The following is a 14,505-nucleotide window of genomic DNA, read 5'->3' as shown; positions in this document are numbered from 1 at the left end:
AAGTAATGGGCAAGCAAGTTTTTATTACAGGCGCGGCAGGCTTCATCGGTTTTCATGCCGCTCTTCAATTGCATGCAAGAGGCGACCATGTCATTGGCTATGACAACTTCAATTCCTATTATGATGTCCAACTCAAACGCGACCGTGCAAGAGAATTGACCCGACGAGGCATCAAAATTTTAGAAGGAGACATCCAACAATTCGAGCATTTGCAAGCTGCCATTGCCAATCATAACACTACTCACCTTTTGCACTTGGCCGCTCAGGCGGGCGTCCGGTATTCCCTGCAAGCGCCTTTTGCCTATTTACAGGCCAATGTCGAAGGTTTCTTAAATATCTTAGAAATCTGCCGGCAGTCTCCATCCATCAAATTGACTTATGCCTCTTCCTCTTCTGTCTATGGCCTGAATAAAAAGGTTCCCTTTTCCATTGAAGACCGTACAGATGCCCAAGCCAGCCTTTACGGAGTGACAAAAAAAACCAATGAGCTGATGGCGCAAACTTACAATCACCTTTTCGGCATCTCAGTGACAGGCCTGCGCTTTTTTACCGTTTATGGCCCTTGGGGGCGCCCTGATATGGCTTATTTTTCTTTTACCAAAGCTATTTTGGAAGGCAAGCCAATTGAGATTTATAACCGCGGAAATATGCAGCGTGATTTTACCTATATCGATGATATTGTTGATGGCATCTTGGCAGCCATCGACCGCGAAATGCCTTCGGCCGCTGTTTTCAATCTAGGACATCATCATCCCGAGCAATTGCTCCATCTAATAGCCATTTTGGAGAGTGAATTGGGTGTTAAGGCACAAAAAATCCTTATGCCCATGCAGCCGGGAGATGTCGTATCAACCTTTGCCGATATTGAAGAGAGCACGCAACAATTGGGCTTTCTCCCCAAAGTCTCTTTAGAAGAAGGGCTGGGTCGCTTTGTCCGTTGGTATAAGGATTATTATAAGCCGTAAATCTGATCCGCATGCCCTTTTAACTGGATGGGATTTCCTTCATTTGATTTAATAAAGTTTCTCCAAACTCAGGTTAATAGAGTGGCGAGCTAAATTGTGGTTTATCAGGCATAATTTAAGGAGACAATAATGGGCTTTCACATTTCCGATTTAAAACCAGGCTCTGTCCTTGTCGTTCCCCCCACTATAGAACTATTCAATCACTGTATTTTTCAAAAAAGAAATAAAATTATTGATCAAATGGTGGATCAATTATCCCAAATTATAGACGCACAACCGAAAGAGAAACTAACTTCTCGGGACATCGCCGCCTCTCTTATTGAAGCGAAGGGGGATTCTTGGCAAAAACAAGCAGCCTCTTCTAATAATAAGAGGGAAAATTGCTTTATCGCTTACATGATAAATCAGGTTAAGGCTGTTCTTTCTTCCCTTCCTCCCTTTGACTTTAAAAGAGAGATCTTAGAACAAATGAAACCACATGGCGAAAGTTGGATTGCCTTTGAAGCCTCTGTTGCTGCCAAAAAGTTATTTAAGTACTTAGATGATAGGGATTCGAATCTTGTCAATCAAATCATGAACTTTGAAGAAGATTCATCCGAATCCCGGCCCTTATTGGTATAATTTTCATTTTTTTATTTTTTTATTTTCTTTCTTCGATTAACTTGCCATATCAATCAAGATAAAAAATGAAACGAAGCTTTGTAAGAGGTGCCCTACCATGCGTAGCCTAGCGATCTGGATAATATGTGCTGCCATCATGATATTGACAAGTTGCCAACCTAAAATCGTGGGAAAAGGCCCTTGGGTGAAAAAAATTGATTCGGAAGAGCTGTCCAAGCTCGTCATCAATTTTTCCACTAAGATGAAAATAGACAAGCATTTGGAATTAGAAGACTCATGGGCGTCTTATGATGACTACATTCTCAAAATTTGTCTGCAGTACTCTTCTCAACGTCTGTTGACTTTGTACGATGCCCGCTTGCTGCTCGTTGAGCTCGTCGAAGAATTCCTCTATCGCTTGAATAATCATACGATTTTAAGCTATGAGCTAGATCATTTTCCCTTTACCGCCAACGATTTGGATGTAAGAATCAGCTTTGAGAGCTTCTACGGCCTTTATATCGATGAGCTTTATATCGGTTTAGTTTGGTTGCAAGGAGGCTGCGTGCATTTTTATGCCTTTGATCGCAAAGATCAGAGATTCAATATTGATTGGTCGCATCAGCGCTTTGAACCTTATGCGAAAAGCCGCGAGCTTGCCTTGCTAAAAAGAGAGGCTGACCTTCCTTTTGTCGAGAATAAGGATAATCCTCCTCCAAGGCCAAATACCTATACCTATGAGCGTTATTTCTCGCCTATTCCTTAAGAAATAATCCATCTAGTAAAGCCAAATTGCTTGCCAATTTGGCTTTACGGTTAGCTTTTGTTTGATTCTATCCTAATTCTATCGCTTTCATTAAAGCAAAATTGTCCCCTCATTTTTTAAATTGCATTTGATAAATATCATAAATCTGGATCGCCATTGTGGCATAACGCTTGCTTTTAAGCAGTTCTCCTCGTATTCTCTTTCTTCTTTATGTAACGTGGTCCAACCCGTTTTCGTTTATAAATGCTCCTTATGCATGAGGAAGTATTTAAATTCCGAATTTGACATACATCCTAGGGCGTATCAATTAGCCAATGACCGGGATCCGAAGTCATTTTCTCTTAAGGAAAAGAATTCGAATATGGATCTTTGGATGATTGACGAGACGCTCTCAAGATCGATCGAATTCGTAACAGGTTGTCCCGCAAAAAGCACGATGTCTTCGACCCTGATCGGCGCGCAATGGCTTGGTTTCTTATGCTAAATGATCGAAAGCGATTACTTTGTCTCTTTAGTCTGCTTTTCTTAAGCATTTGGCATCACGTATTTTCCCAAGACTTTTTCTGCGATGAGGAAGATGAACAATCTAATCTCATGCAAGATCTCCTAGTTGTTGATTACTGGAACAAGCGCCTCAATGAACGGATGCCTGTTACTTACAACCATCTGTTGCTAGGAGGCTATTTCAGCATGCCTTCCGCCCGAATGAGCAAGGAAGGCGAGATCGGCGCGGGCTACGCTTATTTCCCCCCTTATTATTCTTTTAATTTGCGGTTTCAACTAGTTGATTTTTTGGAAGTTTCGGGCAATTACCGCGTATTTAAAGGCGTTGCAGACCCTGTTTTGACCCAGTTTGGATTCGGGGACTTCTCCGATAAGGGCGCCAACGTCAAACTTTCTCTATTTAGTCCTGAAGACAGCCATTACGAGCTTCCGGGTCTGGCAATAGGACTGGAAGACTTTTTGGGAACAAAAGCTTTTAAAGCCTATTATATTGTCCTCACCCAGGTCTTTTTAAAAGAGAACTTAGAGATCAGCCTAGGTTACGGTTTTCATCGGATCCGAAAATGGTTCGGTGGAATGAATTGGATGCCTTTTCTTCACTCCCGCTGGGAATACCTGAGAAACCTTTCTTTTACCCTCGAGTATGACGCCATCCCTTACAAAGATGAAAGGATTGAAAGGCACCCTAAAGGGCATGTGAAGAGAACGCCTTGGAACATTGGAATTAAATACCGCTTATGGGATTCCATCGACCTTTCCGTGTCTTATATTCGCGGCGATGCCGTTGCCTTTACAGCATCGAGCTATTTCGATTTTGGCAATACCAAGGGATTGATTCCCAAAATTAATGATCCATTGCCTTATAAAGCGCCTGTCAACACCCAGGCCATCTGTGAATTGCGCCCTGAAGATGTTTTCATTCAAGACCTCAATTATGCTTTGCGCGAGCAAGGAATTGATTTGATGGCAGCTTGGATCAGCTATGAAGGCGAATGCAAGTGCAAGACTTTGCGTATAGAAATTTTTAATATGGTTTACCGCGAGGAGCGGCGCTTAAGAGAGCGATTAAATGACCTTTTGGCTGCTCTAACTCCGGATGACATTGATCACGTCATTGTCACAATAGACGGCATTGCCGTTCTTATTCAGGAATACCATTATGACATGCGATATATTCGCCAATTTCGCGAACAAGTAATTGGAAGCTATGAGCTTGCCACTTTAACTCCGTTGACGGAAGTGAGTTATCCCAATCTTTATACGTCTAAATTAATCTTTAAAAAGAAAACAGATTATTTCAACGTAGAATTGATGCCGAAGGTGCATACCTTGTTCGGTAGCTCGCGCGGTAAGTTCAAATACGCATTGGGATTATCCCTCGCCTTCAATGGATTTTTATATGACAATATTTATTACTCCATCAGCCTGGGCTATTTTGCTTTTTCGAATCTTTGGGATGCACAAGATGTCGACCGCTTAAATCCCTCTCAAATCATCAACGTGCGCAGCGATTTGATCAATTACTTTAAGCAAAAAAGCATCACAGTCGATGAAGCTTATATAGAGAAAATATGGAATTGGGGGAAAGGCTGGTATACCCGCTTGGGCTTTGGACTCTTTGAGCCTGAATATGGCGGAGTCGCTACCGAGTGGCTTTATTATCCCGTCAACTCGGAATGGGCCGTAGGCATGGAATTTGCCGTCGTAAAAAAACGAACGCCGGAAGGAGTGAACTTTACTAGCCGCATCCGCAAACTGCATGGCTTCCATCCGACTTACCGCAAATTCTTGGGCTCTCAATACTTTCTAAATTTATATTACGATTGGAAATGTACATCCTTGGAATTTAAATTCAGCGCGGGAAAATTCTTGGCGGATGATTTTGGCTTTAAAACGCAAATCTCGCGCTACTTTCCCAGTGGCTTGAGAGTCGGTTTTTGGTACACCTATACCAATGCAAAGGATATCATCAACGGCGAAATTTATCACGACAAAGGCGTTTTCTTCTCCATGCCTCTCGACATCTTTTATACCCATAGCAGCCGCAGCCGCTGGGGTTACGGCATGTCGGCTTGGCTGCGCGATGTGGGCGCAAGCGCTTTTACCGGAACAGAGCTATACGATCTAATCAACCAATATAGGCAGTAAGCGAAGAATAAAGAATAAAACCGGCCGTCAGACAGTTCTTGGCAGGATAAGTAATGACAAGCTATTGAACCTTTATTTTTGAATTCTATGCCTTTAAGGTGTCTCATCAATTAACCAAAAGCTCATCGTCTAATTGGCAAGACACCTTTATTAACTACTTTGCAGCTACGTCTAAAGCCGCCTCCATTGAATGGACCTAGCGATTTAACGCTTATGCAAATAGTCGGCTATTTGGCGGGCTGCATAAGTTAAAATAAAATCCGCTCCGGCCCGCCGCATTGAAAGCAGGCATTCTTCGAAAATGCGGTTGGCGTCAAGCCAGCCATTTTGAGCAGCAGCCATCACCATGGCATATTCTCCGCTCACATGATAGGCTCCAACAGGAAGGTTTGTCATTTCTTTAACCTTGGCAATGACATCCAGATAGGGAAGGCCCGGTTTAATGAGCAGCAGATCTGCCCCTTCCTGCTCATCAAGCTGGCACTCGAGCAAGGCTTCGCGAATATTGGCAGGATTCATCTGATAAGTCTTTTTATCTCCAAATTTTGGCGCTGAATGCAAAGCCTCTCTAAAAGGACCATAAAAAGCAGAGGCATATTTAGCTGCATAAGAGAGAATGCCGACTCGGCTATGCCCCGCTTGGTCCAATGCCCGGCGGATATACGCGACTCGCCCATCCATCATATCGCTTGGAGCAACAATGTGCGCACCGGCGTCTGCCGCTAGAATGGACATTTGCGCAAGAACAGGCAAAGTCAGGTCATTGTCAATTTCTCCGCGCTCATTCACAATTCCATCATGGCCATGGTCGGTGAAAGGATCTAAGGCAACATCCACCATCAAGCACATATCAGGAACTTCCTGGCGCAAGCGCATCAGCGCTTGCTGCAAAAGATTGCCTGTACGAGTAGCCTCGGATGCCGCCGCGTCTTTTTTCTCGGTTGGCACAACGCAAAATAAATCGATGGCCCGTATGCCCATTTCGTATAGCTCTATCACTTCTTTAAGGAGCAAATCGAGCGAGTAGCGGAAGATGCCCGGCATGCTAGCAATGGGCAGCTGCCGCTCTGAACCTTCTAGAACAAATAGCGGAGCGATCAACTGGCTCGGATGCAAGTGGGTTTCTTGGACTAATCCGCGGATGGCCGCCATTTGACGATTGCGCCTAGGGCGGTGAATTAGGGCTTTTTCAATTGAGGGATGAGCAATTGAAAAAGAAGGAAGAGAAGTAAAAAGAGGCTGTTCCATAGACTTTTTCCTTGGTCATTAAATGGATGCAGTCTATGGACTTAGCCTTTCCCTAGCAAGTTAAAATAAATAGATCTCTTGCCTACCTGTCAGCGCCTCATATTCGGAATTATTCTTCAATTTTGAAAAGGCTTTCCTTATAAACCGTTCTATCTGTTGCCAATTCAACGGTCAGGCAATGCGGTCCGGATTGAGAATCAGGAAGATTTGTCAAGGCCATTGCTTGTTCATAGTTCTCCGTTCCGGAATAATTTCCGATATAATACACCTGAATGGGAGAAGCCAGCTGCTCGAGAGTAGAACGGAACTCATCCATTAATACTTTACCCAGCCGATCGCCAACAGATGCGCCCGAGGTGATATAGTAAAAGCGCTGGTTGAGCGTGGAATAGCCGGAAAGGGCATTTAAAAAATTAAGGTTCTTGCGTTCTTTTCGCGAATTGCATCCAAAAAAGGTCCCTGCAATGGGAATAATGGCAATTTTTGCCCGCTTGCATTGCTCATGAATGTTCGCATAGATGGGCCCGAGATCTTTAGCTAATTGTTTGGCTTCTTGAATATAATTCTTTAAAATAAAGCGGTCTTCGCTGGTTAACACATAATCGTCGGCATGCGCCTCTATTTTATAAAGAACCTGAATCGTTTGATCGAAGTCCTGCAAAAGAATGCTTCCTTTTGGGCCGGGCTTCATAAAGGTATCCAAATGATAATGGGCGTTGGGAACAATCACAATATCTTCTGCCTGAACCTCAAATTCAGACGGCCATAATACCTGCTTGACAAATTCCCTTTGCCCCACATAGTCTTTAACAATGTCTGTCAGTCTAGCTTTATCTGCAGAGGTCTTTGTGCTAAAGGCTTTAATTAATCCCATCGCATTCATCTCATAGCCTGTCTGAATGACCGCTTCTTCAGATAATTCGCCTGCCAACTGTCTGACTAAGGCAGGAATTTGACGATTAAGATACAGTGTATTGACTCTATCTTGCAAAGAGGCAAATGCACTTTGCGTCTCTTCTATATGAGCCAATGTGTTCTCTTTTTCAGGCAGCTGAAAATACTGATACTGCCTTAAGACCATATGAGTCACCGTCAAAGAATGCCCGCTTATGAGAACCTTTGTCTTTCCCTCCGTATTCGTTAACACAAAAACATTGCCCCCTTCCCAATAGCTGCGAGTCGGCTTAATCAATGTGTGAATATTAGTAGAAACCAGTTTCGGTCCCATCATCACATCAAAATAGTCCTTTCTTGAATCTGGAGAGTATCCTTCGGATGCACGAAAATGTAATTTGCTCGCTATGGCGCTTCCTTGCATCCTATTTTTAAAAGAAGGATGCTCGGTAGCAAACGTAGAGCTCTGATTTTTTAAGTAATTTTCTCGCTTGATTAATCTCTCCAGCGCCGTTAACAAAATTTTGGGGTTAGCATCCGTCGATTTTAAAATATGGCCTTTAGGAGTGCGAACCCGGCTATCGCGCGGATAATAAAACGTCGTTGTTGCATAAACCTCAAAGCCTTCTTTCTGTCCTATTTCCTCAAAATTTTTTAGAAAAACGGTGATGACTACCCCATTATCAAAAATCTTGTCTTTGGCAACCAATAAGGATCGAATGGCCACGCCAAAATCGTCAGTATGCGCTTGATAAGTCCAACTTGATTGAGTTTGCCCTTCGCTTTCCTTGTCAAAATTAAGCCTATTTTCCAGGTATTCCCCTACAGAAAACCTCTCTGTTGATGTGTCAATCATAAAAATTCGTTTGTTAAATTTTTATTTAACTTTTTAACTATAAAAATTAAACTTGAAGAAAAACAATTAAATACAAGTGTAAAACTACCAATTAACAAGTAAAAATTCCAATACAAATCAGTAAAATTAACATTTAACACAAATTATCTTCTTTTTAACCTGAATCTGGAGTTTTTAAAAGGTCATCTTCGAATTGCTATTGCCATCTTTTTGGCTTTTTATGCTAAAATGCCTGCCATTAATAAATGGAGGCTTATGTCATCCCTTCCGCTTATTGGACAGGCAGTGCCTGCTTTTCAGACTCGCGATACAAAAGGTCAACTGATTTCCACAAAGGACCTGCTCGGGCATCCTTACGTTTTATATTTTTATCCCAAAGATGATACGCCAGGCTGTACAGCTCAAGCTTGCAGTTTTCGCGACGCCAAGCCTCTTTTCGACCACAGCCAAGCGCGTGTGATTGGCGTCAGTCCCGACAGTGCGGCCTCGCATGAGAAATTCACGGCTAAATATGGACTCAATTTTACGCTTATTCCCGATTCCACCCATCAGCTTTGCGAGCAATTTGGCGTCTGGCAGGAGAAGATGTTGTTTGGTAAAAAAGGAATGGGAGTCATACGAACGACTTTTCTTATCGACAGCCAAGGAGTGATTCGCTGGATTGAGAGTCCCGTACAAGTAGAGGGGCATGAAGGGCGCGTAATCGAAGCTTTGCAACACCTATCCGCCTCCTAGCTATGCGTTTTCCAATTAGCGTCACCATTCTGACCAAAAATAGCAGCAAGTACTTGCCCGAAGTCCTGGAGGCTTTACAGCCTTTTGACGAGGTTATCGTGTGCGATACGGGATCTCAGGACGACACCTTGACCATCGCCGGTCAATTCCCCAATGTTTCTCTTTACCAGCGTCCATTTGAAGGATTTGGGCCCACTCATAATACAGCATCGGGCCTTGCCCGCCATGATTGGATTTTGTCTATCGATAGCGACGAGGTGGTTACCCCAGAACTCGCGCAAGACATTTGCCGGTTAACGCTCAAATCTGGGTGCGTATATTCGTTTCCGCGGCATAATGAATACCGCGGAAAATGGATTAAAGGATGCGGATGGCATCCCGATCGCCAAGTCCGCCTATATAATCGCCAAGAGACGCGCTTTACCGATGCGCAAGTGCACGAATCTATCATCACCGATCATTTGCAGGAAGTTTGCTTGCAATCGCCTCTGCGCCATTATTCCTATGCACAAGTCAGCGATTTTCTGACCAAGATGCAGACATATTCGTCTCTTTTTGCAACGCAGTACTGCGGCAAAAAATCCTCTTCCCTAAGTAAAGCCCTTTTACATGGCTGCTTTGCCTTCTTTAAAAGTTATGGTCTCAAGCGCGGCTTTTTAGACGGGCAGGAAGGATTTGAAATTTCTTTTTATAACGCCGTAACAGCCTTTTATAAATACCTTAAGCTGGCAGAGGCAAATCGAGCGCTTGAATTTGCTCAAAAAGGCGGCGATGGCCGGATGAAAAAGCCCGCTGTTTCAACACGTCCTGCTCCACCCACTCTAAATCCGCCACCGGCTTCTCTTCAGAGCAAGCGAACAGAACAGGATCAAGCCGAGCCTGATAACGCGTAAAGCCTTGCATGATCGATGGGAAATGATGCTTTTCGCAGACCATTAACCCCCACTGTTGCTGGATTATTTCTCTTAATTGCTGGGAGGAAAGTCTTTCTTTTTGAGTCGGAAAAAAGGGAAATTCATAAAGATCAGACATGATTTCTCCTTTCTTCCCGCGCTTGACTAAGTAGCGGTCTTGGCAGCGAATAACGGCGACAGCCCGGTAGAGATATTCCGTTTGCGCCCCTTTGCTTTTGACGGGAAAACGGTCGACGACGCCATTGCGATAGCTAAGGCAGCTGGACCGCAGAGGGCACTCCATACAGCGCGCTTTGCGCTGGCAAACAGTTGCTCCCAATTCAATGAGCGCCTCACTGATTATCCAAGGCTCTTCATCGGGCAGCAGACTCTCTGCCAGCAGCCGCAGCTTTTTAACGGTAGCAGCCTTGGCAATATCGTCCTCCAGTTGAAAATAGCGCGCCAATACGCGCAGGACATTGCCATCGACCGCAGCTTTTTTTTGATGAAAGGCAAAACTTAAAATGGCCCCAATGGTATAAGGCCCCAGCCCCTTAATTGTTTTAAGACGCTCTTCACTAGCCGGAAGTTGTCCATTGAAATGCTCAACTAAATATTTTGCTCCTTCATGCAAATAACGCGCGCGCGAATAGTAGCCTAGTCCTTCCCATACTTTGATCACCTCATCTATGGAGGCCGCAGCTAAATCGGCAATAGTTGGAAATCGCTGCATCCAGCGCTGAAAATACGGCAACACAACGGCCACTTGCGTTTGCTGTAGCATGACCTCAGAAATCCAAACGGCATAGGGATCAGCCTGCTCGCGCCAGGGCAATTCTCTTTTTTCCGCTAAAAACCACGCTTTTAATTTGTCAGTTTCCAAACATTTCGTCATTTGCCATTCACTCGTCTGAATTCTACTAAAATTGATTAAGTTCAAAAGAATAAAGAAGACCCGATTAAAAAGGCAATCTTCGACTTTACAATAAATAAAATCAAAAATGATAATAAATTAATAAAATTTTAATTGAAAATTAATAAATTTATTCAAAAATTAAAATAAAGTTAAATGATTAATTTAAATAATTAGATAGGTATTTATGGATCCCTTACATTCTTTGGCTGTTAATTGGCACATTCTGCAGACTAAATATACTAAAGCTGTAGAAGCGATAGGATCTAAATTTGGTCTTGTAAAGCTAAGGCCGGGAGTTAAAGCCGAAATCAATCAATTGGCCACTGAGGCAATGCAGGCTATTTTGAATAATGAGCCCATGCAATTAGGCTTATTAGGAGCCCCCAATCCCAATGCGGATAAGGAAAAAAAACTGAATAAGCTTGCCCATCACACTGTTAAAGATGCCGTTAAAGATGCAACCATTCAATCGATGAAGGCCATAGCAGAGCAGAAGGGCATCGCTAATCCAAGCGAAATTAAGTTTTCCGACGCAGTAAAAACGGATACTTTCCGCCAAGTGTTGAAAGAGAAACTGGAAGCGCCTCTCCAGCAAGGCGTCGCCGACGTTCTGGAAAAAGGAGCGACGGAAGAAGACAGAAAGAGTTACAGGAATATTTCCAGTTTATATTTAAAGCTGCAGGGCAGTTATGAAGACACAAAGACGGCTATAGAAAACTTAACTATTCTGGAAAATCAATTTCCAAATGAGAATTTGAGAGGAAAAAATATTCAAGACCTCATCAGCTCGCTAAGAGGGCAAATCGAGGAGCTTAATACCAATGCAACGATGTTAAACTCAAGATTTACAAACGCTGAGGGACAGGTAAAACAAAGGCTCAAAAGATTCTATCCTGACATTCAAGCAGATATCCAGAAATTTAATTCTATTCCCCAAGAACAGCGCGCACGCGGATTGAGCCATTTAGCGGGTCAGATTAAAGAGGCTCATGAGGCATTTAAAAAAGAAAAAGAAGCCTCCGGCTCTGTCGACACGAATTCTAAGGAATGGAAGTCATTTGAAAAAAATATCACTGCCTTTATTCAAGGAATGAATAGCCCTCAAACGGCTCTATATAAGCGCGAGTATAGCGACGAAAAAAATGAAATTTATTCAATCTGCGATGAGTGGAAAATAGATTATAAATAATTGTATTTCAATTCTTGTACAAGCGAATTAAATGATAAGCGCGCTTTGCCTTTTCATTGATTTTGCTTGTGCAGGAAACTGTTAAATCCTCCTAAGAAATCGGAAAAGGTGGATTAAAACCGCTCATCACTTAGATTTGGGTGCTTTTTTCACCAAGAAAATCATCTCAACTATTGATTATTAGCATTTTAATCGCCCTTGAACGGCTTTGCGTCTTTTTTAAGAGGCTCCCCCCTTTAAATCCATCCTAATGATGGATTCATCGCTTCTCCGTTTGCCATGGCAAACGTGCTCTCAATCAAAAATTGATCGAAAAAGTAATTATTAATTAATTAAATAGTAAAATGTTATAATAAAACATAACAAATCTGTATTATTATCTAATTAATTTCAAATATTGGTTATTTTCTTTAAAAATTAGGTGTCTTATGGATTCTTTAAGACCATCTTCTTTTCCTTCTCCTTTTAAATGGCAGGGTTTGACAGACATTAAAGACAAGTTGGGCAAAGTCGCAGGAGCAATAGGAGCCAAGCTTGGCATTGTCAAGTTAAAGCCAGAAGCAAAAGCCCATATTGAGCATTTGGTCAATGAGACCATGAAATCTGTTTTAAACGAGGAAACGCTTAGGCGGCAGAGAGTCATTGGCAATCCCTATTCTGCTCCGAATGACGGAAAGAAATTTATTAAATCTGTCCGCACTATGCTCAAGGACGCGCTTACAGACGCAACGATTAAGTCTATGAAAGGCATAGCAAAAGAAAAGGGCATTTCCCGTCCCGGCGAAATCGCATTTTCACAAGCAGCCAAAACGGATAAATTTAACGAAGTCTTACAGAGCAAGCTAGGCGATACTTTCTTTCAAGAAAATATTTCCGGTCTTCTTAAAGAAGGGGCAACACCAGAAGAAAGAAGAGATTATCGCTTTCTTTCCAACTTATATCAGGAATTGAAGAGCAGTTATCCGCAAGTCCAAAATGCCTTACATCAATTAGCCGAACTGGAGACGAAGCATCCAGAAGAAAGCACGAGAATGGAGGCAGTCAAACAAGAAATACAAGCCCTTAAAGGACAAATCAGCGATTTTAACGACAAGGCAACCCGCTTGAATATGAGATATGCAAGCGTAGATCCCGAGGTCAAAGCCTCTCTGCGCAAAGCCGATAAGGATATTCAAAAAAACATCGAAGAATTTGTTGTCATTGCCCAGGAACAGCGCGCACAAGGCTTGCTTAATTTAGCACACAGAATTTTCAATGCCGATGAATTATTCAAGCAAGAGAAGGCAAGCAAAGGGCGGGTAGATAAACAATCAACCGCATGGAAGGAATTCGAAAAAGATGTAGCAGCCTTTGTACAAGGAGTAGGCAAATTGCAGGCCAAGCTGTTCAATAACAATTATGGCTCGGTTAAATTGCAAATATTTGACATCTGCGATAAGTGGGAAATCGAGTATAACAAGTAAAACAATAGAATGTTTCCGAATCTATAAAGCGTAGTAACCAGAGCGTGGAGTTTTTTTAAACTCAAATCTAGGCCATTAGCAGCTTTAAGAAGCCTCTTAGCTTGCGTCAAGAAAAGCCTTGATCTTTTCCAAAATGGGCGGAAGCTCTTTAATCAACGTCTGCGCTCGCTGATCCCAGGTATGATGCTGGAGAACTTTCTCTCTTCCTTTACCAACAAGATTATTGCGCTTGTTTTCATCGTTTAAATACAGATTGATTTTATGATTAACCGCTTCCCAGTCCCGGGGCCCATATAGCAAAATGTCCTCTTCATCTTTAAATTGTTCACGCATATAGGGCGTATCTAATGTGAGAACGGCTGCTCCGCTGGCCAATCCACTTAAAATTCTTTCGTGCGCGCCCTGCTTGATCTCTGGAGTACTATTCAACAAAATTTTAGCCTGTTTCATGAGATTAATGGCTTCGCTGAAAGGCACAGGAGGATGAAGGTGGATATTCGATTTATTGCCTAAATATTTTTTCCAGCCTCCCGCTTCGGGTTGGGAACCGAACACGTGAACTGTCGCGTCTTGAATGGACATCAGGAGCTCGGTTCGGCTTCTTCCACCTATATAAGCCTCAAGTTCGTCTAATAGCGTTTCATAATCGATTAAGCGGGGGTCAATGGGCTTACCGGCTCTCAAGTGGCGATCCAGCGTCTGAATGAAGGCCTGCATATAGGGAAGCTGATAATCGCTTAAGGTCATTTCCGCCGCTTCTTCTAAGACATCGCTGAGGGCGACAGAATACTTATTCGCCCATCCTTGACGAATAGCCTCATAATCAATAAAGGAATTCAGCATTAAAACGTCATATTTAAGAGCAGCGGTTAAATCCGGACTTAAAGTTCTACTGGCCGCATGGGGCAAAAAAATGACATGGGGACATTGGAAGTCTCTAAAAACTTGGCAAAAGTTGCGGTCTACACAAGTAATAATCGTCAAAGGGCTTTTGACAAGCTGAAAGAAGTGATTGGGAGCATCGGTTAAGCAAGCAACATGCGGAATTTTAATCATATCGCAAAGAAAACGTCCCTCTTCATCGGGAAGCAGCCCGTTGAAAGAGAGCGTGCAATCAGGCGGATCGCTTAAAAGTTCGTTGAGAAACGTGCGTGGATCGTCTCGCTTTGCTTCGATGATGCGGCTAATTACCCCCTGACGATTAAGGGCATTATTCAATTCGCGAATAAAATTATCGATGACGCCATATTGATTGGACACCGAGGCAAATAAATAAACTTTTTGCAATTTCATATTCCCTCTTTTATTTCCCTCATGATTAATTAAGC

General features: G+C 42.8%; 11 protein-coding genes and 1 pseudogene. 8 read left to right on the top strand and 4 right to left on the bottom strand.

Annotated features, from left to right (window positions below):
- Window positions 1-5: 5 nt before the first annotated feature.
- From BN3769_RS03690 to BN3769_RS03675, 4 genes are all read left to right on the top strand, one after another.
- The gene (locus tag BN3769_RS03690; protein ID WP_068467701.1) at window positions 6-965 is read left to right on the top strand and encodes an NAD-dependent epimerase/dehydratase family protein; all 960 of its coding nucleotides are present in this window, start codon (window positions 6-8) and stop codon (window positions 963-965) included.
- A 129-nt stretch (window positions 966-1,094) separates the two neighbouring features.
- Entirely contained in the window at window positions 1,095-1,586 is a 492-nt protein-coding gene (locus tag BN3769_RS03685) for a hypothetical protein (protein WP_068467699.1), read from the top strand.
- Between the two features lie 97 nt (window positions 1,587-1,683).
- Window positions 1,684-2,331, top strand: coding sequence for a hypothetical protein (locus tag BN3769_RS03680; protein WP_068467697.1), 648 nt, complete (start codon window positions 1,684-1,686; stop codon window positions 2,329-2,331).
- Window positions 2,332-2,808: 477 nt separating this feature from the next.
- Window positions 2,809-4,983 carry a YjbH domain-containing protein gene (locus BN3769_RS03675; protein ID WP_068467732.1) on the top strand — a complete coding sequence of 725 codons (2,175 nt, stop codon included), beginning with the start codon at window positions 2,809-2,811 and terminating at the stop codon, window positions 4,981-4,983.
- Window positions 4,984-5,187: 204 nt separating this feature from the next.
- Here BN3769_RS03675 and hemB read toward each other — a convergent pair whose 3' ends face one another.
- Together hemB and BN3769_RS03665 are read right to left on the bottom strand one after the other, a co-directional pair.
- Complete coding sequence (gene hemB, locus BN3769_RS03670) at window positions 5,188-6,231, bottom strand: porphobilinogen synthase (RefSeq protein ID WP_079989394.1); 1,044 nt, start codon at window positions 6,229-6,231, stop codon at window positions 5,188-5,190.
- Window positions 6,232-6,340: 109 nt separating this feature from the next.
- On the bottom strand, window positions 6,341-7,981 hold the full coding sequence (locus tag BN3769_RS03665; protein WP_068467695.1) for a hypothetical protein: 1,641 nt from the start codon (window positions 7,979-7,981) through the stop codon (window positions 6,341-6,343).
- Window positions 7,982-8,236: 255 nt separating this feature from the next.
- On the opposite strand from BN3769_RS03665, the gene BN3769_RS03660 reads away from it, so the two are divergent.
- Complete coding sequence (locus BN3769_RS03660; protein ID WP_068467693.1) at window positions 8,237-8,716, top strand: peroxiredoxin; 480 nt, start codon at window positions 8,237-8,239, stop codon at window positions 8,714-8,716.
- Window positions 8,717-8,718: 2 nt separating this feature from the next.
- Window positions 8,719-9,069 (top strand): annotated as a pseudogene (locus tag BN3769_RS14990) (glycosyltransferase family 2 protein); the annotation flags it as partial.
- Between the two features lie 367 nt (window positions 9,070-9,436).
- On the opposite strand, the gene mutY reads toward BN3769_RS14990, so the two are convergent.
- The gene (gene mutY / locus BN3769_RS03655; RefSeq protein ID WP_068467691.1) at window positions 9,437-10,504 is read right to left on the bottom strand and encodes an A/G-specific adenine glycosylase; all 1,068 of its coding nucleotides are present in this window, start codon (window positions 10,502-10,504) and stop codon (window positions 9,437-9,439) included.
- Window positions 10,505-10,709: 205 nt separating this feature from the next.
- On the opposite strand from mutY, the gene BN3769_RS03650 reads away from it, so the two are divergent.
- Both BN3769_RS03650 and BN3769_RS03645 read left to right on the top strand, forming a co-directional pair.
- Window positions 10,710-11,714, top strand: coding sequence for a hypothetical protein (locus tag BN3769_RS03650; RefSeq protein WP_068467689.1), 1,005 nt, complete (start codon window positions 10,710-10,712; stop codon window positions 11,712-11,714).
- 428 nt (window positions 11,715-12,142) lie between these two features.
- Complete coding sequence (locus BN3769_RS03645) at window positions 12,143-13,177, top strand: hypothetical protein (RefSeq protein WP_068467686.1); 1,035 nt, start codon at window positions 12,143-12,145, stop codon at window positions 13,175-13,177.
- A gap of 96 nt (window positions 13,178-13,273) precedes the next feature.
- Here BN3769_RS03645 and BN3769_RS03640 read toward each other — a convergent pair whose 3' ends face one another.
- Window positions 13,274-14,470, bottom strand: a complete 1,197-nt coding sequence (locus BN3769_RS03640) for a glycosyltransferase family protein (protein WP_068467683.1) — start codon at window positions 14,468-14,470, stop codon at window positions 13,274-13,276.
- Between the last annotated feature and the right edge of the window lie 35 nt (window positions 14,471-14,505).

The organism is Candidatus Protochlamydia phocaeensis, from assembly GCF_001545115.1.
Taxonomy (GTDB): Bacteria; Chlamydiota; Chlamydiia; order Chlamydiales; family Parachlamydiaceae; genus Protochlamydia_A; species Protochlamydia_A phocaeensis.
The sequence above is the reverse complement of the archived record's forward strand: the minus strand, read 5'-3'. Positions and strand labels throughout refer to the sequence as shown.